This is a genomic window from Pseudoalteromonas thalassia (assembly GCF_049257215.1).
Lineage (GTDB): Bacteria > Pseudomonadota > Gammaproteobacteria > Enterobacterales > Alteromonadaceae > Pseudoalteromonas > Pseudoalteromonas lipolytica_C.
Window position 1 is genome coordinate 226,466 of sequence record NZ_JBMMUE010000004.1, and the last position, 24,156, is coordinate 250,621.

Genomic DNA, 24,156 nt, shown 5'->3' on the forward strand with positions numbered 1-24,156 from the left:
CATTACCAATACCCTGTTACAGAAAGATACCAACCAGTTTGGTCATCAGCACCAGCTATACGCCCTAAATCGAGCCACGCAGCTGTTACACTTACATGTTTATTAGGAAACCAGGCAATAAACACATCCTGCCAATCTTGCTCCCCTAAGCCAAGGTTGTTGGATTTTTCACGATACTCAACCCCTACAGCTAATTGGTGCGTTAAAAACACCGCTGTCGATGCTTCAAATAATACCTCTTTATCGCTATCAGCACCGCCAAAGCCTAACAAACCTAGTTGATTCGCATCGCTGTAGCGAAAGGTGGTATTCCAAAACCAGTTGTAACCTGCAAGAGCGCCCAAGTGCAACTTGCTGGCAGCTAAGTAGATATCAGTACCGCTGGTGTCTTTTGCACCTAATAGGTTTGCAATACTCCCATCATCCAATGATTTATGTTGTACACCCAAGCTCAACTGTGGCCATTTACTGTAAACAATATCGCCATAGACACGCACTTTTGCGCTGGTAATTGATTGCTCAATATCGGTATTTAATGCAGGAACTTCAAAGCGCTGCTCCGCGTAGCTAAGTTCAACACGATCATAAAAGTTAACTTGTGCACCACATACATCTAAGCTGTAATCACTCACATCTGCACGGCTACAAAAACCATTGATGGCTATTTCGTTATCGCTTGCATAGCCCGCAAGTTGCGCCCAAGGTACGATACCGCCGCCAGCGCTGCCTTCAACTTGCGATACACCTGGTGTTGCTAATAATTTTCCTGAAGCTGCGTGCCCCGTACTTGCAAAAGCTAAAAAAACTAAGCTAAAAAACCCATTAAGATGCTTCATTGTATACCTCTAACCACTGCAAAAATTGCTCTGATTTTAGTGGTCTACTCAAATAGTAACCTTGTGCATAATCACACTTCATGTCTATCAATAAGTCTAGCGATGGTTTATTTTCAACACCTTCAGCTACAACAGAAAAACCTAACTGGTGGCCTAAGTTCACCGTTGACTCAACAATAAATTGATCTTGCTTCGATTGATCGAGTTGTAAAATAAAACACTTATCCAGCTTTAACTCATCAATAGGTAGTAGCTTCAAGCGCCCCAATGATGTTTGCCCAACGCCATAGTCATCAAGTGATATTTTTACACCTAATGTTTTTAAGTTTTCTAGCGCTTTAATGCCTTGCTCTTCATTTTCGATCATGTCGCGCTCTGTTAGCTCTATCGTGATCAAATGGCCACTTAAATTATGTTGCTCTAGCTGTTTTGCTAGGTGCGAATAAAAATGAGGATAAGCAATATCTTGTGCAGAAACATTAATAGCAGCTTGCATCGTAATCCCTTGCTGTTGCCACTGTGCAACTTGCGAAACCACGGTCTTCACAACCCATGATGTCAGCTCAACAATAACACCCGACTGTTCTGCTAAGTCGATAAACAACTCTGGAGACACCCATTGACCGTCTTTTCGCTGCCAACGGATCAGCGATTCAACTTTATCAATACGCTGTGTTTTAATATTTAGCTTAGGTTGATAAGTCATAAACAACTGACCATCATCATCCAATAATGCCTGCTTTAATTCATCAATAATCGCTAAACGCTCAAGGTGTTCTTCATCTTCGCCTTCTTGGTAATAATGAATGGCTTTGTGCTCACAAGAAGCGGTATCAACCGCAATCAATGCTCGTCTCATTAGATCTTCAGGACTGACACTTTGTGAAAAGCAATGCACAACTCCCACACTAAAGCGTAACGTGATGTTTAAGCTTTGAATTAAATAACCCGCTTGTAATTGTGTAAGCATCTTCATGACAGCATCTTTAAACTGCCCGGTATCTCTTGCTGGCAGAATGGTTAAAAACTCATCCCCCCCAATACGTGCATTCATTCCTTTTGAGTGCGCTGCAAATTCGGCAATACGTTGTGCAACCGCTTTTAAACAATCATCACCAATACGTGGTCCTAACTTATCATTAATATGACGTAAGCCACGTATATCGATTGCAACCAGCGTGTATTCTGCACCTTCTTCAAATAATGACTCCATTGCTTCTAACATCGCAGAGCGGGTTAAAAAGCCTGTTAAAGAGTCATGACTTGCTTGAAAACTTATTTGCCGCTCACGCTCTTTTATGTCATTACCCATGTTATTAAATGCATCAACTAAGGTAATGATTTCTGTACTTTGCTTATTACCAACAAACTCAGCTTTATAGTTTCCAAGCGCAAATTGTTGTGCCAGTGAGGTGAGCTTTGATAAAGGAGTGGTAAGGTTTTTTGCTAATATGCCACTAGTAAGCACACCTATCACAACCGTTATGGCAGCAAGAATAATAATAGTAAAAAACAGCTGCTCAAATTCTCGGTAACTGTGAGTAAGATCTGCACTTAACAATACAGAAACTAAATGTCCTGGTAGAGAAGGTAACTGCACAAGTCGGTTACGATAAACGGGCTTTTCACCAAAAATACGTTGTGTTGTTTGCGTATTAAAATGCGCTAATACTGAGTTATTTTTTGGCTGCTCTGCCAGTGACGTTTCAACCACACCATCATCTTCGCCAATAAAACTAACATCCATCGTGGTGAGATTTTTTAGCTCTTCAGCCACACGGTCCGTGATTTCAAATCCCACTAAACTATATGCCACAGTACGAGGAGCTCGAACTGGCAATAAAATGACCTGATAAAGCGTTTTATCTAACACGATAAAGTTCGATTGATCAGCATTGACCATAAGCTGATTCATTAATGGGGTAAATTCACTAGGCGTATGATTAAAATCAGTATTTGCGGAAATTAATTGCCCAGATAAATCAATTAGCATCATCACATCAGCATTTATGCGACGACTGTGATTATTCAACACACTACTAATTGTGTCTGCGTCTTGAGTAGCAACCGCTTGCTTAAACCCAAAATCAGCGGTCAACACTTTTGCAGCTGTAAGTAATAAACTTTCTTTAGCACTTAGATACTGTTTAAAAACATTTTCAGCAACATTAATGTCTTCAAGTAACTTTTGATCATTAAAGCGATTCGCTGACCACCAGGAACTTACCAAGCTAACTAAGCTAGTCAAAAGGACTAGGCTCACACACAATGCAATGATGCGCCCTCTTAAACTATTAATCATTGTTGTCCTTAAACATTTCACCAAATGTGTTTCGTGGTGCAGGTTCTTGAACGTTAATGCTTACATCTTTGCCTTGCTCAGATAAGGTGACTGATTGCTTTTTAGTGAGCGGTGTTAATTGATTAGGATGCCACACAGTAAAGGTAGTAGGTAAAGTCACGCCTTTTAGAGTCACTTTGCCATCAGCATTGGTTTTTATGACTTTGTTCGAATTTGCCACATAGATATACCCCACCATTGAGTCATGAATATTACAACCCAGCACAACAACACCAGGGTCTTCAAAGCGCTCCGGCTGCTCTGGACGGTCTGAATATAATTTAATATCAAATACTTTACTGTGCTTGAATGAATATACATGGTGGCGAATGTTATCACTGTTAGGAAAGTCCACAGACTGCCCTGGTTGGATCACTAAAACTGACGGTGAGAATTGTTTATCTACCTGATCCATTATCGCTACTGGCAAGGATTGCGGTGACGAATGTGCTGAACTTTCAAGCTCAATAACGGCGTTAGCTAAAGGCTCTCCAGATTGGTCACGCACAACAAACGAAAGATCTGCAGCGAATAAGTTTATAGAGCTGAAAAATATTGCAAGACCACACACAGCGCGAGCACAATGCGCAAAAATCGACATAATTAGATCCTTGCTTAGCTTAGTTAGCTAATTAGTATAGGTTAATCTTAGTTTAAGTTAATGACTAGAAGCGTTAAAAGCAAGAAAAAGCCAAGCTGTTTTCTTAGAAAAAAGCTTGGCTTTAGTATTATTGATCTAGCAAATTGCTAAATCTGATTGATAAAAGTTAACCGTGCTTAATTAAGCCGTACTCTTTATCTAATATCGCAATGACCTCACTACGAGGATCAGCTGGAATCGTAATTTCTTGCCCAATTATTTTGCTGGCAATGCCAACATAGGTATTAGACACTTCAAGCATCACAGATTCTGGCAATGTGTAATCTTTTGCTAACTGCTCGCGCTCATCCATGCGGTCTTTATTTAATAACACGTCGCTGTCTGGCACGTTATTAATTAATAACTGACGGAAACCCTCTTTTGAGTTTTCAATAATTTTACCGTCACGATAAGCAGGGCCATCCCAAATGCGTGATGAATCAGGTGTACCCACTTCATCGATGTAAATAAGCTTATCTGAGCCATCAATGTCTTCAACATAACCAAATTCAAACTTAGTATCGACAAAGATTTGGTCTAGCTGTGCAAGTTCATCACTGATCAGCTTAAAGCCCTCAACAAGTAATTGCTCGTATTTAGCGACATCATCTTCAGACTTAAAGTTAAAAACAGCTAAGTTATTCGTGATGTTTTCACGCGTGATATTCACATCATCAACTTCTGGAATATCAGTAACACCGCGGATAATGCCTTTGGTTGATGGCGTGATTAACACTTCTTCTAGCTTCTGGTTCGCGGCTAAGCCCTCAGGTAAATCAATACCACAGAAATTACGCGTACCTTTAGCGTAATCACGCCACATGCTACCCGTAATATACTGACGAGCAATCGCTTCTACTTTAACCGTACTCGCTTTACGGACAATCCACACATATGGATGAGGAATATCAACAATGTGATTACCTGCAAGGCCTGCTTTATCAAATAACTTAAACCAATGAGATGCCACTGAGTTCAGTGCAATCCCTTTACCTGGCACGCCATTTAAGCCGTTTTCACCTTGCCAAATACAATCAAACGCTGAAATGCGGTCAGAAATAACCATAATAGCCAGCTCAGTACCTTTTGGAACTTGGTACCCTTTTTCACTAATTAAACGAGCGCTGTCTTCATCAGTTAACCAATAAACTGAACGCACTTTACCACTATGAACCGCACCTTTTGTACGGATCGGTAAATCATCGTTTACGTCTAAAACTTTATAGCTAGTCATGCTATCTCCGATAGTATTTGGCATGCTCCTGTGAGCACATGTATGGGATTGGGGTTATGGCCGCCTATAATAATCCAGACGTGCTTAAAGCTCAATCATTGCCCGGTTATCTGCGCATAATCAAGAACGCTAAATACAATAAATAATTCACGATTCTGTAATTTTGCTGTCATAAGCGCGATTTCGTTATAATATTGTCTCGCAATAGGAGGTGTTCTTGGATTATTTAGCAGCTACAGCAGACAAAAAATACTTAATGTATATTTCTCAAAACTACTCTTACGCTATTTTGCGTCCTTTACAGAAAGAGATTCTAGCGCGCGGAGGCGAAGTAAAATGGTTTTTAGAGGGTGATGAAGTTAATCCTGACTTTTTGCACTCTGATGAATCTTGTCTCACTTCAATTGAATCGGTAATAAATTGGAATCCAGATATTTCTTTTATACCTGGCAATATTATTCCAAACTTTATACCCGGTAAAAAAGTAGCTGTTTTTCATGGCTTTAACTCAGGAAAGTTAAACCGAAGAGGATATGAAGATCACTTCAATATAAGAGGTTGTTTTGACTTATATTGCACTCAAGGCCCAAATACGAGTAAAAGATTTTCAGAGTTAGCTAAAGCACATGGCTTTTTTATAACCAAAGAAACAGGTTGGCCAACTCTTGATCCGTTATTTTCGAAAATGGCGAACAATCCATACATAGATGAGAGCGATCAAAGGCAAACGCTTTTAATTTGTTCAACATTTTCTCGCAACCTCTCTCTTGCCCCTAAATTATACGAGCAGATAAAAGCGTACAGTGAGCAAGGAAAGTGGCGTATTTTAATGCAGTTTCACCCGAAAATGCCAAGCGAGCTTGTTGCGAAATACAAAGCGCTTCAAAATGAGAATCTTACCTTTGTCGAGACCGATAATGTATTACCGCTATTACAAGCGGCAGATGTCATGCTATGTGATACATCGTCTATTTTATTGATGTTTATCTTACAAAGAAAGCCTGTTGTCACTTTCTGTAACCAAGCACCTGGCGAACACCTAATAGATATCACTGATGCCGATAAGCTAACTGAGGCGATAGATTATGCCTTTAAACGACCAGCTGAATTAATGGAAAAAATTGAGCAGTTTTGTCAACAGCTTCACCCATATCAAGACGGCTTATCGAGTCAACGTGTACTTGCTGCAAGCAATGAATTACTATTGAGCAATCCAGCACTTAAGCCAAAACCACGTAACTTTATTCGTAACTTTAAGATGCGCAAAAAATTAAATTACTGGCGATGGTAACAATTGATAGGTCGTTATGATCACGCTTGCAAACGTGCTATTCAAGTGGCACACAAAACAACCTGAGCCGACGATCAATATTACTAAATTAGATATTGATCAAGGCGAACATGTTTTTCTTCATGGTCCAAGCGGCTGTGGTAAATCAACCTTATTATCACTGCTCGCTGGTGTTACTATTCCTAATCAAGGTCGTATCGAATTACTTAATAAAGCGATAAACGAGCTTAGCAACAGTCAACGTGACCGTTTTCGTGCCGACCACATAGGGTATATTTTTCAAAACTTTAATCTATTACCTTATTTATCCCCTATTGAAAACGTAACTTTGGGATGCCAGTTTTCAAAACAAAGGCAAACAAACGCATTAAAAAATAGTGCAACATTAGCAGCAGAGGCAAGCCGCTTACTCAGTGCTTTAGGGCTAAATGATTCCTTGCAACATCAAGCAGTTGCGCAGCTTAGTATTGGTCAACAACAAAGAGTGGCTGCTGCGCGTGCTTTTATAGGCAGCCCTGAAATTATCATTGCTGACGAACCTACCTCAGCACTCGATACACAAAATCGCCAAGCCTTCGTAAAATTATTATTTGAGCAAGCAAGCGCGGCAAATAGCACGCTAGTGTTTGTCAGCCATGATGAAACACTACAAACATTATTTACTCGTAGTATCAGCCTTGTCGAGTTACAAGGAGGCACACATGCTACTCGTTAAACTCGCCGCGAAAAGTTTATTAAACCGTAAAGCCAGCGCCCTACTCACGTTATTTACGATAGCAATTAGCGTTATGCTACTGATGTCGATTGAGCGCGTTCGAGTCGATGCCAAAAGTAGCTTTAGCAATACAATTTCAGGCACTGATTTAATTGTTGGCGCACGTACCGGTGACATCCAACTACTGCTGTCTTCAGTATTTCGTATTGGTCATGCTAACAATGGCGTGAGCTGGAAAAGTTACCAATACATCACAGGGCAACGCGGCGTAAAATGGGCTATTCCTATGTCGCTTGGCGACAGCCACAAAGGCTTAGCTGTGCTTGGCACAAATAAAGACTATTTTGAGCACTATCGCTTTGCTAAAAAGCAACCGTTAAGCTTTTCACAAGGTCATGAATTTAATCACTTGTTTGAGGTTGTGTTAGGTGCTGAGGTTGCCAACACCTTAGGCTATCAGCTTGGCGATGAAGTGGTGATTGCACACGGCATGGGCAATACCAGCTTTCATAACCATGACGATAACCCATTTAAAGTGGTTGGTATTTTAAAAGCAACGGGGACGCCTGTTGATAAAACCCTACATATTCCACTGGCAGCAATTGATGAGATTCATGGCGGCCATGCTCATCAACATCAACCCGCTCAGGCTGATGCAAATGACCACGACCACGACCACGACCACGACCACGACCACGACCACGACCACGACCACGACCAGCATGATGATGTTGATTTAGTGGGTACACCAAAACAAATAACCGCTTTTTTACTTGGTTTTGACTCTCCGCTTTATACCTTACAAGTGCGTCGTAATATCAACCAATACAAAGATGAAGCACTGCTTGCCATTATGCCGGGCGTTACCTTGCGTGAACTTTGGGAAATGCTTTCTATCGTGGAAAAAATCTTGCTGTTATTTTCTATTGTCGTGGTACTGATCAGTTTACTTGGCATGTTAACGAGCCTGCTTTCAAGCTTAAATCAACGCCGCAGAGAGCTTGCTATTTTACGCTCTGTTGGCGCACGGCCTTGGCATATTTTCACCTTAATCAGTGTCGAATCGTTACTCATTACAGGGCTTGGCTGCATTGTTGGCACCGCATTGTTCTATGCTTTAATGCTACTCGGCGCAGATTACTTGCAAAGCCATGCCGGAATAAGCCTAAATATAGCTTTATTGTCATCCTATGAACTTATGCTCTTAGCTGCGATAATGGTCGCAGGCTTTATTGTTGGGTTAATTCCTGCAACCCGTGCGTATTTCTACTCTCTTGCTGATGGTATGAGTATTAAAATTTAAGGAATGTTATGCCGTTTTTTCGAAAACTCGTCGCTTTAGTCACATTATTTATGTGCGCTACAGCCAATGCTGGCGCACCAAAAGAAATTTTCTGGGAAGATTTAATTCCCAAAGGTCATGTCCAAATCGACACCCAAGCACAAGCAAACCATGAAGGTAGCGAGCAAAACTGGGTGCAACCAGACCTTGATGCACCTGTGGTAAAGGAGCTTGATGGAAAATCAGTGAGTTTGCCTGGTTTTGTGGTACCACTAGAAGGCGATAGCGAAGTGATCACCGAGTTTTTACTAGTGCCTTATTTTGGAGCGTGTATTCACGTACCACCACCGCCACCAAACCAAATTGTGCATGTTACTATTAAAGGCGGTGTGCCAATCGAAAGCCTGTACGATGCGATCGTAGTGACAGGCGTTATCAGCACAGAAACCTGGTCTGGTGAAATTGCTCAAGTAGGCTACAAGATGAAAGCCGTTGGCGTAGCACCATTTGAGTTATAAGTGTTTAAAGAGCATGCTTTTGCATGCTCTTTAAATTAATCCACTACTTTTTCTTTTTCTAATTCCTGTTCGCTCAATTCATACCATCCGCCACCAAGGGCTTTATAGAGTGTTGCTAGGCTTTGCAGACGGTCATTCTTTGCCTGCGATAACGCTATTTCTGCCGAAAATAACTGCCGCTGCGCATCCATTAAGTCAAGTGAACTGGCAACACCATTGCTATACCTAAGGCGTGCTAAGCGGTAGTAATCTTGACTACTGAGCACCAAGCTTCTTTGCGCATCATAGCTTTGCTCTGCCGACTGGTAGTTCGATAACTGATTGCTCACTTCTTGCAGTGCCACCAGCACTGTTTTTTGGTATTTGATACTTGCCTGATAAGCCCGTTGTTCCGCAACCGTTAAATTTGCCTGATTGCGGCCCATATTAAATATTGGCATTAACAGCTCTGAGCCCAGCAACCAAACCTGCGAATTACTGGCAAGCAAATCACTAAAATCAGTACTTTCACTACCAAGCTCAGCATACAAATTAAGTTTTGGAAATAACGCCGCTTTTGCGACCCCAATCTCAGCCATTGCTGCTTGCCATTGATACATTGCTTGTTGCACATCTGGCCTACGCTTTAACAGTTCGCTAGGTAACCCTGTTGGTAGTTGCTTAGGAAGGGTTTGCACAGATAACTCATTACCCCCTTGCACATCAGCATTGGCATCACCAATTAAAAACTTTAACTGATTAATAATCCGCCTTTCACTGTGCTGTAATGGCGGGATCTTCACCTTTGCTGATTCTAACTCTACTTCTGCTTGGCGTTGTTCTAGCCCTGAAATAATACCGCCTTTTTTGCGAATACGCGCAATTTCAAGCTCTTTCTCACGAAGCTTAATTGTACTTGAGCTAATTTTTAATTGCTCTTCAACTTCTTTAAGGGCAAAAAACTGCTGCGCCACATCAGCAATCAAGGCGAGCTGCAAGGCATTTCGAGCTTGCTCTTGGCTATAATAATTTGCCAGTGCGGCTTCGCTTGCGCGCCGATTACTGCCAAATAAGTCTAGCTCCCAACTTAAGTAACCTTTTAAATCAAATGAGTTTTCAGGGCTACTATTAAGCTCTTCTTCTCGTTCTGAAGTAAGCCCTAAGCTTACATCAGGCCATAAAGCGGCATCGGTAATCCGATATCGAGCTCGCGCTTCGATAATTTTCGATTGCGCAATTAACATATCTTGATTATTAACCAGCGCTTGGCTAATCAGTTTTTGCAAATGTGGGTCGCTATATATTTGCTTCCAGCCAGCTAAAGCTTCAGACTGTGGCGTTGCTGCGGCCCCCATAAAGTTAGTGACTTTGCTATGCTCAGGCACTTCAAAATCAGGGCCAACAGCACAGCCTTGTAAGCAAGCAAAACAAAACAATGGCAACAATTTATGCATCAACTTGCTCCTTTGCTAACACTTTAGAGGCGGGTGCTTGCTGTTTTTTCACAAAGCGTGCCGCGGTAATAAAAAACAGTGGCACTAAAATGATGCCAATAGAGCTTGCCAGTAACATCCCCCCTAAAATAGGCATAGAAACCGACTGCCGACCAACTGCTCCGGGGCCAGAGGCAAGTACTAACGGCAAAACGCCAAGCACAAAAGAGGCTGCGGTCATTAAGATGGGTCGAAAACGAGAACGGGCGGCTTCTATTGCAGCATCAACGGCATTCATACCTTCTTGATAAAGCTGATTAGCCACTTCAACAATCAATATAGAGTTTTTCGCAGCAAGGCCTATCAATGCAATAAATGCGACTTGAAAAAATAAGTTGTTTTCATGCCCTGTCACCAAGGTCAATATAGAGGCCCCTAACATGGCAATAGGGCTGATAAGCAATACTGCAAATGGTAATGCCCAACTTTCATAAAGCGCTGCTAAAAACAAAAAAACAAACACAATCGCCAAACTCACCGCAATGCCTAGTTGACCGGATGAGCGAATTTCTTGATAAGTTAAGCCTGTCCATTCATAGCCAATATTTGTTGGTAATTTAGCCACTTCCTCTTTAATTACTTTAATCACGTCACCCGATGCATAGCCAGTAGCTGGTGACACATTCACCATGGCACTGGTAAACATATTAAAGCGATTTATCGCAGACGGACCGGTTGTTAGATTAAGCTTAGCAAGCACATTTGATGGCACCATAGCGCCATTTTTAGAACGCACATAAAATTCGTTGAGGTTTTCAGGGCGTGCTCTAAATTCATCTTCAGCTTGAACTTTAACCCGATAAACTCGGCCAAATAAATTAAAGTCGTTAATTGTTGATGAGCCAGTAAGCACTTTCATTGTGCTGTAGACATCGGCAATCGGCACCTCTAATGCCATGGCTTTTTCTCTATCTAACTCTAAAAACAGCTGAGGTACTGAGCCACGCAGTGAGCTACTTGCTTTAGCAACTTCAGGGCGGTTATTTAAATTTGCCAGTAAAACCTCAAGCGATTCAACTAGGCTTGTTAAGTTGCCTCCTGTTTTTTCTTGTAGTGCAAACTCAACGCCAGAGCCCGAACCAAGCCCTGCCACAGCTGATGGTTGAAACACATTAAACTCAGCATCGGGAATGGCATACAGCTGCTTACGTATATCATTCATCACACTTGTGACCGTAAATCCTTGCTCCGCACGCACTTGCCAAGGTTGTAAAATAACCTCCATTTGACCATGCGATTGCGCACTACCAGCACGGCGGTTTTCACCCGCTAGAGTGAATGAATAAGCCACCCCCGCATGGCTCATAACAAATTGGTTTGCTTTGCTTATTACTTCATTAGTACGTGAAACCGTTGCCGCATCTGGCAAGGTAATATCAACAAAAAAGCGCCCTTGATCTTCTTGCGGCATAAAGCTGCTTGGTAGTTGGCTAAACATAAAATAGCCTCCTACTAACATAATAAAAAAGGCAATGTAGCTGCGTTTTGCTTTTGCACAGCTAGCCTTTACGAGCCAGGTGTATTTTTCGCCAACACCTTCAAGCCAGCTATTAAACTTAACAAAAATCTTAATCTTTGAGGGGGTACTAGGTTTTAAGAAAATCGCACATAAAGCGGGGCTCAAGGTTAAAGCAACTAAGGTTGATATGAGCACGGCAACGGTAATTGAAATCGCAAATTCACGGTACATAATGCCCGTAATACCGGCTAAAAACGACACCGGCACAAACACTGCCGCAAGTACTAAAGACGTTGCTACTATGGCACCTGAAAGCTCTGTCATGGCTTGTTTAGTGGCAGCAACTACCTCCATATTTTGCTCATTGATCAGTCGCTCAACACTTTCGACCACCACAATCGCATCATCAACGACGATACCGATTGCCAAAACCATAGCCAATAAACTGACATTGTTGATGGTAAAACCAAATGCAGCCAAGGCGATAAAAGTACCAATTATCGACACCGGCACAGCTAAAGCAGGTATCAAGGTCGTTCGCCAATTTTGCAAAAATAAGTACACCACTAAAATCACTAAAACTAGTGCTTGAATAAGGGTATTGATCACCTCATTAATCGACAGCTTGATGAACTCAGAGGCATCATAAAAAAGCTGCCATTTCACTCCCTTCGGAAAAGCCGCGCTCAAGCGTTCCATCTCTGCCTTAACACGCTCAGTAACCGCTAATGCATTAGAGCCTGGCAACATATAAACCTGTAAAATAGTGGCTGGTTGTTCATTGAGTTTTGAGTTTAAGGTATACGCAGAGGAAGCCAGCTCAACCCTTGCGACATCCCGCAAGCGAATCATCGAGCCATCACTATTAACTCGCAGCATAATATTATTAAACTCATCAACCTTATTAAGCCTTCCTTGCGCTCGTACCGGAAAGTTAAGTTTAATGGCATCTTTCATAGGTTGTGCACCTATCTCACCGGCAGCGGCCTCTTTGTTTTGTGCTTTGATTGCTGCACTCACATCATTCACGGTTAATTCATAGCCCGCTAAAATGTCAGGTTTTAACCAGACCCGCATAGCATAAGAGCGCGAGCCGGTATTACGAACTCGCCCAACACCAGGTACGCGCTTTAAAGCCGCCTCAACATTAATGCTGACATAGTTACTCAAGTAGATTTCGTCATAGCGAGGGTCATCAGATGTCAGCGCTAGCTTCAAAAGCTCGACTGAGCTTTCATTAGATACATTCACCCCTTCAGTTTGCACATCAACAGGTAAATTACTGCCAGCTTGGCTTGCAGTATTTTGCACATCAACAAGGGCGAGATCTGGGTCGGTGCCAACATCAAAGGTGAGTGTGATCCCAACACTCCCCGAGTTAGTGGCCTTTGACTCCATATACAACATGTTTGGCGTGCCATTTAATTCTTGCTCAAGTGGAATAGCTACAGATTCAGATGCGGTTTCGGCGGTTGCTCCCGGGAATGAAGCCGACACTTTAACCGATGGCGGAGCGATATCGGGGTATTGATCAATTGGCAAAGTAAAAAGCGAGACCAGGCCAGTGAGTAAAATAACTAGCGAAATAACAATGGCAAATACCGGGCGCTTAATAAAAAAATGCGAAAACATAATTAAACTCCCTGCGCTTTATTTTTATCTTCCTGTTTTGCAGGTTTATCTGGGGCGAGCAGTTGATGATCGGCGTTTGGGGTTAGTTGATGCTTTTCAAACTCCTCGAGTGAAATCGCTTTCACTTGTTGGCCATGACGAATACGATGCAAGCCTTTAACCACGACTAGTTCACCCGCACTCAAGCCACCGCTGACCACAATACCTTGCTCACCATAATGCTCAACAACAATAAAGCGCCGCTCTATCACACCTGAATCAAGCACCACCATCACATAAATACCACCTTGCTCAACTTGCGTAGCCTCTTCAGGTACTACAATGGCGTTACTGATCTGCGACAACTTTATACGCGCTTTAGTATATTGGCCTGGTAATAACTCACTGTCGGGATTGGGTAATTGTGCCCGTACTTTAAAGGTGCCTGTTTTCGGGCTAATCTTAGGGTCAGTAAAGCTCACATCACCCCAGTAGCGATATTCGCTGCCATCTGGCAAAGAAATACGCACGAATCCTTCAAGCGCTTTACCTTTTTGTTCGGCTTGTAGCTGATCCATCAAACTACTCATACGGCGTTTTGCGTTTAAGTAATCAAGTGCCGACATATTAAAATTAACGTAGATAGGATCTATTTGCTGAATAGTGGTTAACAAAGAAATACCGTTAGTGCCGACTAGCGCACCTAAATCAGCTTCAGAGCTACCTACCATGCCACTAATTGGCGCTGTAATGCGGGTATATTCGAGTTCGAGCTTCGTTTCTTCAAGCTCTGCTTGGGTTGCTGATAATGACGCTTGCGCTTGCTCTTGAATAGAAATAGCGTTGTCGTAGTCGAGCTGGCTTGCTGCATCTTGCTCGTAAAGGGGTTTTAATCGAGTTACATCCCGTTTGGCTTTAGCCAACGCTGCTTGGTCTTTTTGCAGCGCCGCTTTAACGCGATTAAGCTTGGCTCGGTAGGGTCTATCGTCAATGGTATAGAGCAAATCCCCTTCATCAACCCAGCTTCCTTCGACAAACTCAACACTTTCTACAAAGCCTGTGATCCGCGCGCGTACTTCAACATCCAGCGACGCATCTGTGCGTGCCACGTAGTTTCCGTATAATGGCACATCAAACTGTTTGACCTTAGCAGTAACAACTTCTTCAATTACCTCGTTTGGTTGCTCTTTTGAGCAACCAACAAGCACCATTACCAACACATATCCTATGAGGTATTTGTTTAATAGCATACAACCTTCTCATTCCTTAAGCCTGTCTCTATCTTGCTATCTGTTGCAATACTACATAGATGAGGGATTCGTTGTTATTTTTGACAATTAGAGCAGTACACTGTGCTTCTTTGTCCTAATCTAATTTCTTTTAATGGCTCCTCGCAATTAACACATGGCTCACCTTTGCGGCCATACACCAGTAATTGCTGGGCAAAATAACCTGGCTTACCATCACTTTGAGCAAAATCTTTTAACGTTGTGCCGCCTTGCGTGATGGCTGCAGCGAGTGTCTCTTTAATAATAGGCACTAATTGCTGATAACGCTGCAAAGAAACCTTGCCAGCTTCTCGCTTTGGATGGATCCCCGCTTTAAATAACGATTCATTAGCGTAGATATTACCTACACCAACTACCACCGCGTTATCCATAATAAACTGTTTAATCGGTACTTTTTTGTTTCTCGACTGTTCGTAAACACGCTGTGCAACAAACTCATCTGTTAATGGCTCCGGCCCAAGCTTACTCAACAAAGTATGGCATTCACCTGGCGCCTGCCATAAACAAGCACCAAAGCGACGAGCATCGTTAAGCCGCAACGCTTTACCTGAAGCCAAAATAAACTCAATATGATCGTGTTTTTTCAATGGTTCATCTGCATTAACAACACGCAAATTACCCGACATCCCCAAGTGCAAAATAACACTACCGAGCTCACAGCCGAGTAGTAAATATTTTGCTCTGCGCTCAATTGATGTCACTTTAAGGCCTTGTAATTGATAGACATCATCCGGCACTGGCCAACGCATGCTCGCATTGTGAATATTTACTTTAGCAACAGTTTGACCCAGTACATGTGGGGTGATCCCCAACCGACTCACTTCAACTTCAGGTAATTCAGGCATCTGAGACTCTCTTAAAACGGGTATAACGGAAATAACTTAGCGGCATCAGCTTGCTCAAGCACAAACACCCGCTGTAACCGCTTATCTAATAAATAATATTTACTATCTATATGGTACAACTGATAAACAGCAGGCAATTGCTCCCCGGCTAACCACACAGAAGCAACATAATCTGCTGACGACTGAGAAATTTGACTAACAGGAATACTGGCAATAGTGAGTTTTTGATGTTGCCAAAGCTCAACGAGTTGTTCGAGCTGTTGTTCATCGCCTTGCCAAGAGGCTTCTTGCAATGACTGGCTACGCCAAGAGGTGCCGATACGCTCTATTTTTAATTCTGGAAATGCCATCGCCAAAATGAAGCTTTGCTCTGGGAGTAACGCTTGCACTCCTTCTTCAACGGGCTGAGTATTGAGCTTTTTATGTAGGCCATTGAAGAAAAAAATCATCAGTAGCATCGAAATAATCACCACATTATTCCATGCTTTTCGGCTCAAACGCATCAGTATCTTCCTCAGTTTTCAATATCTTAAAGTGTAACCAAAAAGGACATTAATTGGCAGTTGTAATTGATCAACAAAATTTCATGTCTGTTATGTATCAATCTGTCGATACTTTGCTAAAATATCCGCCAAATTTAAAGGAGTTCCGTCAATGTCAATGTATGTAGTGGGTCATAAGATCCCTGATTCAGATTCAATTTGCGGTGCAATTGCGCTTGCTTACTTAAAAAACCAGATCAATGAACCTGCGATCCCGACGCGTTTAGGTGAAGTATCACCTGAAACACAATTTATCCTAGATAAATTCGGTTTCGAAGCACCTGAGCTAAAACTTAGCTACGCAGGCGAAGACGTTTATATCGTTGACCACACAGAAAAAACACAAGCACCTGATGACATCGATGAAGCACGTGTTGTGGGTGTTGTTGATCACCACAAACTAGGCGACTTAACATCGTCAACACCACTTGAATGTTGGATCCGCCCAGTTGGTTGTTCAAACACCATCATCAAAATGATGTATGACTTCTACAATGTAGAAATTCCAAAAGATATCGCAGGCATCATGTTATGCGCTATCCTAAGCGACACTGTGATCTTTAAATCACCAACTTGCACAACGGCTGATATCAAGTGTGTTGAAGCACTTGCTGAAATCGCTGGTATTGAAGATTTCAAAGAACTTGGCATGGAAATGTTCAAGGTTAAATCAGCAGTTGAAGGCACGCCAGCACGCGATTTAGTAATGCGTGATTTCAAAGACTTCAATATGAACGGTAAGCTAGTAGGTATTGGCCAGCTAGAAGTTATCGACCTTGCTGTATTTGATGAAATCAAAGCAGATCTTGAAGCAGACATCGCAAAGCTTAAAGAAGAAGGCAGCCGCCACTCAGTATTACTCCTGTTAACTGATATCATGAAAGAAGGCTCTGAAATGCTAATTGCGTCTGATGACGTAGCAGTAATCGAAGCTGCTTATGATGTTAAATCAGAAGACGGTCGCGTTTGGTTAGATGGTGTATTAAGCCGTAAGAAGCAAGTAGTACCTCCACTACAAGACGCTTTCGCAAAAATCTAATTTGCAAAAGACTGTTTAGATTATCTATACAGCTTATTCCTTAATGTTAAAGGTTCGCTTGTGTGAACTTGAGCGCATTTAGCGAAATAAAGTACAATGGATAAATTAAAGGCTTGGGTTAGCAATAGTCCAAGCCTATTTATTTTTTATTAGAGACAGATCATGGCGCAAACTCGCGGAAATTTATTTATCTTATCGGCTCCTTCTGGTGCAGGAAAATCAAGTCTTATAAGTGCTTTACTAAAAAAACACAACGATATGAAAGTGTCAGTATCACACACGACTCGTTCACCTCGACCAGGTGAAGAAAACGGTGTTCACTATCATTTTGTTTCTGTTGAAGCGTTTAAAGCATTGATCGAGAAAAATGACTTTTTTGAATGGGCGCAAGTTTTTGATAATTACTACGGTACTTCTAAACAAGCAATCGAGAGTCAGTTAGACGCTGGAATCGACGTATTTTTAGATATTGACTGGCAAGGTGCTCAGCAAATTCGTAAATTAGTTGATGATGTTGAGACTATCTTTATTCTTCCGCCGTCAAAAGAAGAACTTGAATCACGTTTAAATAATCGTGGTCAAGATTCACAAGAAGTAATTGCCGGACGGATGGCAAAAGCACAATCTGAAACTTCCCACTACAATGAATATGATTACGTTGTTGTAAACGATGACTTTGAAACTGCACTTTCAGAAATCGAAACGATCGTGATGGCTAAACGTTTATCGTTAAAAAGCCAAACTGTGCGCCATCAGGCGCTATTAGAGAACTTACTTAAATAATACTTTTTTAAGAATAAGATAAAAATTAACCACAAGCTATTGGCGAATTTAACTTGGTACAGTAAACTACGCCTTTGCTTAAGAATTTATTTGGAGTGCTAAGATGGCTCGCGTAACTGTTGAAGATGCAGTAGATGCAATTGGTAATCGTTTTGACTTAATTTTAGTTGCGGCTCGTCGTGCCCGCCAAATCGCGGTTGGTGGTAAAGATCCACTCGTTGATGCTGAAAATGATAAACCTACTGTAATTGCTCTACGTGAAATTGAGAAAGGGTTAGTAAATAGCTCGTCTATGGACCTGATCGACCGTGAAGAGCAACAACATCAAGAAGCAGCAGAAATGGCTGCTGTTGCTGCTATCGTTGGTGGCAACCAATAATCAAGCGCCCTGCTTTGATTTAGCTTAACGGCTAGTATTTCAACACTAGCCGTTGGCAAGCCCTTCTTTTCATCGTATATTCTATTCATACCGTTACCGATTTACTTCATTTGCGCATTGGAGTGTGACTTTGTATCTATTCGAAGGCCTAAAAAAGAAAATAACCGAATATTTGCCACCTGCTGAAATAGAGCTGGTTCAAAAAGCATACGTGGTCGCCCGTGAAGCTCACGAAGGCCAAACTCGCTCAAGCGGCGAGCCTTACATCACTCATCCAGTTGAAGTTACACAAATACTTGCCGGCATGCACTTAGACCATGAAACACTCATGGCAGCCCTGATGCATGATGTGATTGAAGATACCGATTTTAGCCAGCAAGACTTAGCCGAAATTTTTGGCGAGACCGTTGCTGAGCTTGTTGAAGGAGTGAGTAAGCTAGATAAACTCAGCTTTAAAGATAAAAAAGAATTTCAGGCTGAAAATTATCGAAAAATGATCATGGCGATGACCCAAGATATTCGCGTGATCTTAATTAAACTTGCTGACCGAACTCACAACATGCGCACCTTAGGCGCACTTCGCCCAGACAAACGCCGTCGTATTGCCCGTGAAACTCTCGAAATTTATGCCCCGATAGCCAATCGCTTAGGTATCCATGATATTAAAAACGAATTGGAAGATTTAGGTTTTCAAGCGTTATACCCAATGCGTCATCGCGCTTTGAAATCAGAGGTTATCAAAGCCCGTGGAAACCGAAAAGAAGTCATTAGCAATATTAAAACAGAAATAGAAGCACGCTTAGAAGAATCAGGTATCGACGCCACCATTTCTGGCCGAGAAAAGCATCTATATAGCATTTACAAGAAGATGCTAAATAAAGAGCTGTCATTTAACGAAGTGATGGATATTTACGCGTTTCGGATCAATGTCGATAACATGGATACCTGTTACCGCGTACTAGGTGTGGCACATAACCTTTATAAGCCAATTGAAACCCGCTTTAAAGATTATATAGCGGTTCCTAAAACCAACGGTTACCAATCTTTACATACCTCTTTGGTTGGGCCGCATGGTATTCCTGTTGAGATTCAAATTCGCACTCACGATATGGATCATATGGCAGACAAAGGGGTAGCGGCACATTGGATGTATAAAAAAGCCGGTGATAACGCAGGACATACTGCGCAACAACGCGCTCGCCAATGGATGCAAAGCTTACTTGAATTGCAACAAAGTGCTGGTTCATCATTTGAATTTGTAGAAAACGTTAAAACTGAACTCTTCCCAGAGGAAATTTATGTTTTCACGCCAGATGGCCGTATCGTTGAGCTCCCAATGGGAGCAACCGCTGTTGACTTTGCATATGCAGTACATACAGACGTAGGTAATACCTGTGTGGGTGCAAGAGTAAACCGTAAACCTCACCCTTTGAGCAAACCTCTCGATACTGGGCAAACTGTTGAGGTAATCACCAGCTCTGGCGCGCACCCAAATGCGACGTGGCTAAACTTTGTTGTAACTGGTAAAGCACGTTTAGGTATACGTAACTATCTGAAAAGCCAACAACATGAAGAAGCGATGTTGCTTGGTCGCCGTTTATTAGATTCTGCACTTGGTGAGTCAAAATTAGATGACATCCCAGATGAAAATATCCGTCGAGTATTACAAGAACATAATCTAAATACTTTACTTGAATTACTCGTAGAGATTGGTTCAGGTAATCTTATGAGCGTATTAATTGCTAAACGCTTGATGCAAGACGATGTTGAAGATATAAACGACATCGCCAAAAAAGCCAAAGCAACAATCATAGGCACAGAAGGCATGTTAGTTAACTATTCTAAATGCTGCCGTCCTGTACCAGGTGATGCCATCACAGCTCATATCAGCCAAGGTAAGGGTCTGACTGTCCACCGCCAAGAATGTAAGAACATTCGAGGCTGGGAAAAAGAACGCTCAAAATACTTAGTTGTAAAATGGGACGATAACCCAGAAAAAGAATATATAGCCGCTCTGCGTATTGAGATCATCAATCATCAGGGTGCGCTGGCTAAATTAACCAATGTTGTAGCCTCAACCCAAGCTAACATAGTTGAGATAGCCACCGATGAAAAAGAAAGCAATTTATACATGATAGACCTAGGTATCACGGTTAAAAACCGTATTCACGTTGCCAACATTATGCGCCGCATTCGCGTGATGCCTGATGTACAAAGAGTCTATCGTAAAAAGTAACAAGGATAATTATGAACAAATCATTTATTTCTACTGATAATGCGCCTGCAGCAATCGGTACTTACAGCCAAGCAGTTAAAGTAGGCACGGCTGTTTATTTATCAGGTCAAATTCCATTAGTGCCAGAAACAATGGAAGTGATCTCAGAAGACTTTACTGAACAAACGCACCAAGTATTCAAAAATTTATCTGCTGTTTGCCAAGCTGCTGGTGGTCAAATTCAAGATATGGTGAAAGTAAATATCTTCTTAACTGACTTATCAAACTTTGCGATTGTTAACGAAGTTATGAGCCAATACTTCAAGCAGCCTTACCCTGCACGCGCTGCAATTGGTATTAGCGCTTTACCAAAAGGTGTGCAAATTGAGATTGACGGTATCATGGAGTTGCCTTCAACAAACTAATCAGCTATGCCAGCAGCTATTTGTTGCTGGCACTTTTATTGACAAATTTCTATTTTACCTCATCCGAAATTCTTGACTCACCAACGATTCTCTAGCAATCTGTATAGTAAAGGTATTCAGATCACCTCAAAATGTCATAGTTTGCATTTTAAATAGGCTTAATATCAACGTATTACTTTGCCTTTGTTGGCAATTTATTTGAAGAAGTACCACCGATAAACATTAGGCTCAAAGAAATGTTCAAACGATTGGTTTAAAAGCGATTTATATTGCGTTATTGATTTTTACCATTATGTGAATCAAAACCTTATTAGAAGCGCTTGAATACCAGTTAGAAGCTAAATTTTTGAGATGGTTTGGGTTTACTAAGTAACCCTTTCACTATTGTTGTATAAAAGGATCTCCACGTGTTTAAGCTCGCTCACAATGGCAACGTTTTATTAGATGTTCATGAACATTCGCCACCAAGTGCTGCATTTATCATCGAAGCACTTGAGAAATCACCTTATAGTGAGTGCCGAGTTGATCACGACTCTATTAATAACTTTTTTAAAAGTGAATCGAATGAGCGTACGCTCGTTGTTGCCTCTAAACATGATGCAACCCTAGAAGTAAAAATAAGTGATGACAAAATGCAGGCGATAGGCGAATTAACAGTCGCTGAAGGCGGCAAAGTTATGAGCTTAGAAGACGCCAAAAAAGAGCTAATAAAAGCAGGTGTAGCACGAGGTTACAAACAGGCATTTTTAGAAAAGTTATTACAACAGCAATTTGAATTACCAGCAGGCACCAAAACAGAAGGTGTTCTAGCAAAAGGCCGTCTTCCAATTGATGGTCAGCCATCCAAGTTTGTGCCACAAGTCGAAACACTAAAAGATCGCCTAAAAAAACCAAAACTTCGCGAAGATGGCACTGTTGATATGCGTGATTTTGGTAAATTAGCTAGCGTTGAGCCCGGCGTGCTGTTGATTAAGCAAATTCCAGCGACTCCAGGAAAAGAAGGCTTTACAGTAACAGGCGATGTACTTCCCGCCAAACCGGGAGAGAGCCTCACTTTGGTCGCAGGTGAAGGCACCGAAATCTCTAAAAACAACCCACTAGAACTTATTTCTGTCATTGCAGGTGTGCCGGTTGAGATCGCCAACGGAATGCGCGTAGATGATATTTTTACTATCGCCGATGTAAACGTAAAAAGTGGTCACGTAGACTTTGAAGGTAGCGTCATTGTTACTCACAACGTTGAACCGGGCATGCGTATTAACGCCAAAGGCGACATTACCGTAATGGGCACCGTTGAGTCAGGTAACTTATCCGCCGCTGGCAACATCACAATAAAGCAAGGCGTCATTGGTCATCAGCTAGAAGATAAAAGTCTTTCCTGTAATATTATTTGCCAAGGTGATATTCACTTATCTCATGGCCAATACTGCTACTTAGAAGCGAATAATATCCTTATTGAACGTCAATCTAGCCACTGTGTCATGAAGGCCACTAAGCTGTTACAAGTTGGTCAAGAGGATAACCCACAGGGCAAACTGTTTGGCGGTGAGATTTTAGATGCACAAATGGTTATTGCTGGTGAAATTGGCAATGAATCTGGCGCAAAAATGTTAATAAACTTAGCAGCATCAGGTGCCGACGTCACCGCACAAACAGATCAATGCCTAAAAGATCTTGCGCAGACAGACTCACAACTCGACACTCTTCAAGAAGCAATAGAAAAAGCGGATCAAGTAAAAGATGTTGAGAAGAAAAAACTGTTACTCGCTAAAATAGGTGCCACACAAATGCATTACTGTGAGCAAGCTGAAATGTTAGAAAAAAAACTATCAACGCTTGAGAACCACCTACATGACTTACTTGAAGACGCAAAGCTCATTGTTAATAAAACACTGCACTCTGGTGTAGAAATTCATATTTTCGACAAAGTATTGCGTACAAACCGCCAATACCCACCGTGTAAGGTCAAGCTTGAAGAAAACAAGGTTGAGGTAGAGTTCAAAACCAGTTAATAAAAAAGAGGCTTAAAGCCTCTTTTTACCAGGGTCATTAATCTTAATTTAAAGAATTCCTTCCACTTGCTGTTTTAGTTGTTCAGGCCAAACACCTACTTGTACTTGTCCAATGTGCTGCTTTTGTAACAGCAACATAGCCAGTCGAGATTGACCAATACCACCACCTATTGTTTGCGGAAACTTTTTCGCAAGTAGCTGTTTATGCCAATCAAACTCTAAGCGAGCCTGATCGCCAGTAATCGCTAACTGAGTAGCTAAAGCATCAGGGCTTACGCGAATGCCCATTGAAGATATTTCAAAAGCATCTTCAAGCACAGGATTCCAAACTAAAATATCACCATTTAAGCCTGCAAATTTGCTGCATGTTTGCGTTGACCAATCGTCATAATCTGGTGCTCGTACGTCATGAATTTTACCATCGGCAAGTGTGCCACCAATACCAATTAAGAATACTGCACCGTATTCTTGCGCCACCGCTTTTTCACGTTGTTTCGCAGTAAAGTCAGGATACATCTGGCGCAACTGCTCACTATGTATAAAGGTGATTTGCTCAGGCAAAAACGGCGTTAAATCAAATTCACTCGCTACAAAGCGCTCGGTTGCTTTAATCGCCTGATAAAGTGATGTAACAGTTTCTTTCAGCTTATCAAGAGTAAGCTCCGTGCTCTCGCAAATTACTTTTTCCCAATCCCATTGATCAACATACACTGAATGAATTGGGCTAAGTGACTCTTCATCAGGGCGAAGCGCTTTCATATGCGTATAGAGCCCCTCACCTACTGAAAAACCGTAATCAGCCAAGGTTTTACGCTTCCACTTAGCTAAAGAATGAACTACTTCAAATTGACTACCAGGAATTGTTTTTACTGCGACCGATACAGCATTTTCAGTACCACTTAGATTATCTTGAATACCATCGCCCACCTTTGCCAAGATTGGTGCTTGTACTTCAACTAACCCTAATTGTTGTTCTAATTGGCTTGAAAAGAACTGTTTTACTTTACTAATTTGCTGCTGTTGCTGCAGATAGTGTGAACTCATAATAATTGGCCTCATTCCCAGTTATTGTTACTTGCTTTATGAGAAAAGCCCGCTGCTTGGCTTTCTCCGATAAAGCAATCCTCAACTAAAACAAGATTATTTTCAATAACCATCAACAAAAAGAACTTAACATTGAAATTTTCATAAAAATAATGCTATAAAAATTACTGATTCAACAATTAGC

Annotated in this window: 20 protein-coding genes; 10 read left to right on the top strand and 10 right to left on the bottom strand. The window is 41.7% G+C overall.

The genetic code is table 11. The annotated features are described in order from the left end of the window. Positions 1-2: 2 nt before the first annotated feature. From AAEU31_RS07240 to AAEU31_RS07255, 4 genes are all read right to left on the bottom strand, one after another. Positions 3-836, bottom strand: a complete 834-nt coding sequence (locus AAEU31_RS07240) for a DUF3034 family protein (protein ID WP_421966866.1) — start codon at positions 834-836, stop codon at positions 3-5. Next, positions 823-3,138 (bottom strand): bifunctional diguanylate cyclase/phosphodiesterase, encoded by a 2,316-nt coding sequence (locus tag AAEU31_RS07245; RefSeq protein ID WP_421966867.1) that lies wholly within the window; start codon positions 3,136-3,138, stop codon positions 823-825. Before AAEU31_RS07245 ends, AAEU31_RS07240 begins: the two co-directional genes overlap by 14 nt. After that, on the bottom strand, positions 3,131-3,778 hold the full coding sequence (locus AAEU31_RS07250; RefSeq protein ID WP_421966868.1) for a methylamine utilization protein: 648 nt from the start codon (positions 3,776-3,778) through the stop codon (positions 3,131-3,133). Before AAEU31_RS07250 ends, AAEU31_RS07245 begins: the two co-directional genes overlap by 8 nt. 166 nt (positions 3,779-3,944) lie before the next feature. Then, entirely contained in the window at positions 3,945-5,051 is a 1,107-nt protein-coding gene (locus tag AAEU31_RS07255) for a phosphoribosylaminoimidazolesuccinocarboxamide synthase (RefSeq protein WP_421966869.1), read from the bottom strand. Positions 5,052-5,268: 217 nt separating this feature from the next. Between AAEU31_RS07255 and AAEU31_RS07260 the strand changes: the two genes are divergently transcribed. The 4 genes from AAEU31_RS07260 to AAEU31_RS07275 are packed head-to-tail and all read left to right on the top strand — an operon-like array spanning position 5,269 to position 8,857. After that, positions 5,269-6,342 carry a CDP-glycerol glycerophosphotransferase family protein gene (locus tag AAEU31_RS07260; RefSeq protein WP_421966870.1) on the top strand — a complete coding sequence of 358 codons (1,074 nt, stop codon included), beginning with the start codon at positions 5,269-5,271 and terminating at the stop codon, positions 6,340-6,342. Between the two features lie 16 nt (positions 6,343-6,358). After that, positions 6,359-7,057, top strand: coding sequence for an ABC transporter ATP-binding protein (locus tag AAEU31_RS07265; RefSeq protein ID WP_421966871.1), 699 nt, complete (start codon positions 6,359-6,361; stop codon positions 7,055-7,057). After that, complete coding sequence (locus AAEU31_RS07270) at positions 7,044-8,360, top strand: ABC transporter permease (protein WP_421966872.1); 1,317 nt, start codon at positions 7,044-7,046, stop codon at positions 8,358-8,360. Before AAEU31_RS07265 ends, AAEU31_RS07270 begins: the two co-directional genes overlap by 14 nt. Positions 8,361-8,368: 8 nt before the next feature. Continuing rightward, positions 8,369-8,857, top strand: coding sequence for a DUF3299 domain-containing protein (locus AAEU31_RS07275; protein WP_235382234.1), 489 nt, complete (start codon positions 8,369-8,371; stop codon positions 8,855-8,857). 35 nt (positions 8,858-8,892) lie between these two features. On the opposite strand, the gene AAEU31_RS07280 is transcribed toward AAEU31_RS07275, so the two are convergent. The 5 genes from AAEU31_RS07280 to AAEU31_RS07300 all read right to left on the bottom strand — a co-directional run bounded on the left by AAEU31_RS07280 (position 8,893) and on the right by AAEU31_RS07300 (position 16,036). Further along, entirely contained in the window at positions 8,893-10,290 is a 1,398-nt protein-coding gene (locus AAEU31_RS07280) for an efflux transporter outer membrane subunit (RefSeq protein ID WP_421966873.1), read from the bottom strand. After that, positions 10,283-13,420 carry an efflux RND transporter permease subunit gene (locus AAEU31_RS07285; RefSeq protein WP_421966874.1) on the bottom strand — a complete coding sequence of 1,046 codons (3,138 nt, stop codon included), beginning with the start codon at positions 13,418-13,420 and terminating at the stop codon, positions 10,283-10,285. Before AAEU31_RS07285 ends, AAEU31_RS07280 begins: the two co-directional genes overlap by 8 nt. Before the next feature lie 2 nt (positions 13,421-13,422). After that, entirely contained in the window at positions 13,423-14,649 is a 1,227-nt protein-coding gene (locus tag AAEU31_RS07290; protein WP_199527350.1) for an efflux RND transporter periplasmic adaptor subunit, read from the bottom strand. A 74-nt stretch (positions 14,650-14,723) separates the two neighbouring features. Next, positions 14,724-15,533: a bifunctional DNA-formamidopyrimidine glycosylase/DNA-(apurinic or apyrimidinic site) lyase gene (mutM, locus tag AAEU31_RS07295; RefSeq protein WP_138557032.1), complete on the bottom strand. Its 810-nt coding sequence runs from the start codon at positions 15,531-15,533 to the stop codon at positions 14,724-14,726. Between the two features lie 11 nt (positions 15,534-15,544). Then, a complete protein-coding gene (locus AAEU31_RS07300) occupies positions 15,545-16,036 on the bottom strand; it encodes a hypothetical protein (RefSeq protein ID WP_421966875.1) in 492 nt (163 codons plus the stop codon). 151 nt (positions 16,037-16,187) lie between these two features. Between AAEU31_RS07300 and AAEU31_RS07305 the strand changes: the two genes are divergently transcribed. The 6 genes from AAEU31_RS07305 (at position 16,188) to AAEU31_RS07330 (ending at position 22,928) form a co-directional block, all read left to right on the top strand. Then, positions 16,188-17,114: a manganese-dependent inorganic pyrophosphatase gene (locus tag AAEU31_RS07305; RefSeq protein WP_421966876.1), complete on the top strand. Its 927-nt coding sequence runs from the start codon at positions 16,188-16,190 to the stop codon at positions 17,112-17,114. A 162-nt stretch (positions 17,115-17,276) separates the two neighbouring features. Continuing rightward, entirely contained in the window at positions 17,277-17,897 is a 621-nt protein-coding gene (gene gmk / locus AAEU31_RS07310) for a guanylate kinase (protein WP_135926153.1), read from the top strand. Between the two features lie 103 nt (positions 17,898-18,000). Beyond that, complete coding sequence (gene rpoZ, locus AAEU31_RS07315; RefSeq protein WP_036973056.1) at positions 18,001-18,276, top strand: DNA-directed RNA polymerase subunit omega; 276 nt, start codon at positions 18,001-18,003, stop codon at positions 18,274-18,276. Positions 18,277-18,406: 130 nt separating this feature from the next. Beyond that, positions 18,407-20,512 carry a bifunctional GTP diphosphokinase/guanosine-3',5'-bis pyrophosphate 3'-pyrophosphohydrolase gene (gene spoT / locus AAEU31_RS07320; protein WP_421966877.1) on the top strand — a complete coding sequence of 702 codons (2,106 nt, stop codon included), beginning with the start codon at positions 18,407-18,409 and terminating at the stop codon, positions 20,510-20,512. Positions 20,513-20,523: 11 nt separating this feature from the next. Continuing rightward, entirely contained in the window at positions 20,524-20,916 is a 393-nt protein-coding gene (locus tag AAEU31_RS07325) for a RidA family protein (RefSeq protein WP_135926155.1), read from the top strand. A 407-nt stretch (positions 20,917-21,323) separates the two neighbouring features. Continuing rightward, positions 21,324-22,928: a flagellar assembly protein A gene (locus AAEU31_RS07330; RefSeq protein ID WP_138557035.1), complete on the top strand. Its 1,605-nt coding sequence runs from the start codon at positions 21,324-21,326 to the stop codon at positions 22,926-22,928. Positions 22,929-22,976: 48 nt separating this feature from the next. Here the strand turns inward: AAEU31_RS07330 and asnA are convergent, their stop codons facing one another. After that, on the bottom strand, positions 22,977-23,972 hold the full coding sequence (gene asnA, locus AAEU31_RS07335; protein ID WP_421966878.1) for an aspartate--ammonia ligase: 996 nt from the start codon (positions 23,970-23,972) through the stop codon (positions 22,977-22,979). Positions 23,973-24,156 lie beyond the last annotated feature (184 nt).

Bases quoted from the DNA above. Each gene is read 5' to 3' on its own strand.
- gmk (WP_135926153.1), top strand. From the start codon at position 17,277: ATGGCGCAAACTCGCGGAAATTTATTTATCTTATCGGCTCCTTCTGGT.
- AAEU31_RS07265 (WP_421966871.1), top strand. From the start codon at position 6,359: ATGATCACGCTTGCAAACGTGCTATTCAAGTGGCACACAAAACAACCT.
- AAEU31_RS07325 (WP_135926155.1), top strand. From the start codon at position 20,524: ATGAACAAATCATTTATTTCTACTGATAATGCGCCTGCAGCAATCGGT.
- AAEU31_RS07255 (WP_421966869.1), bottom strand. From the start codon at position 5,051: ATGACTAGCTATAAAGTTTTAGACGTAAACGATGATTTACCGATCCGT.
- AAEU31_RS07285 (WP_421966874.1), bottom strand. From the start codon at position 13,420: ATGTTTTCGCATTTTTTTATTAAGCGCCCGGTATTTGCCATTGTTATT.
- rpoZ (WP_036973056.1), top strand. From the start codon at position 18,001: ATGGCTCGCGTAACTGTTGAAGATGCAGTAGATGCAATTGGTAATCGT.
- AAEU31_RS07305 (WP_421966876.1), top strand. From the start codon at position 16,188: ATGTCAATGTATGTAGTGGGTCATAAGATCCCTGATTCAGATTCAATT.
- AAEU31_RS07290 (WP_199527350.1), bottom strand. From the start codon at position 14,649: ATGCTATTAAACAAATACCTCATAGGATATGTGTTGGTAATGGTGCTT.
- AAEU31_RS07300 (WP_421966875.1), bottom strand. From the start codon at position 16,036: ATGCGTTTGAGCCGAAAAGCATGGAATAATGTGGTGATTATTTCGATG.
- AAEU31_RS07275 (WP_235382234.1), top strand. From the start codon at position 8,369: ATGCCGTTTTTTCGAAAACTCGTCGCTTTAGTCACATTATTTATGTGC.
- AAEU31_RS07250 (WP_421966868.1), bottom strand. From the start codon at position 3,778: ATGTCGATTTTTGCGCATTGTGCTCGCGCTGTGTGTGGTCTTGCAATA.
- AAEU31_RS07240 (WP_421966866.1), bottom strand. From the start codon at position 836: ATGAAGCATCTTAATGGGTTTTTTAGCTTAGTTTTTTTAGCTTTTGCA.
- AAEU31_RS07280 (WP_421966873.1), bottom strand. From the start codon at position 10,290: ATGCATAAATTGTTGCCATTGTTTTGTTTTGCTTGCTTACAAGGCTGT.
- AAEU31_RS07245 (WP_421966867.1), bottom strand. From the start codon at position 3,138: ATGATTAATAGTTTAAGAGGGCGCATCATTGCATTGTGTGTGAGCCTA.
- asnA (WP_421966878.1), bottom strand. From the start codon at position 23,972: ATGAGTTCACACTATCTGCAGCAACAGCAGCAAATTAGTAAAGTAAAA.
- AAEU31_RS07270 (WP_421966872.1), top strand. From the start codon at position 7,044: ATGCTACTCGTTAAACTCGCCGCGAAAAGTTTATTAAACCGTAAAGCC.
- mutM (WP_138557032.1), bottom strand. From the start codon at position 15,533: ATGCCTGAATTACCTGAAGTTGAAGTGAGTCGGTTGGGGATCACCCCA.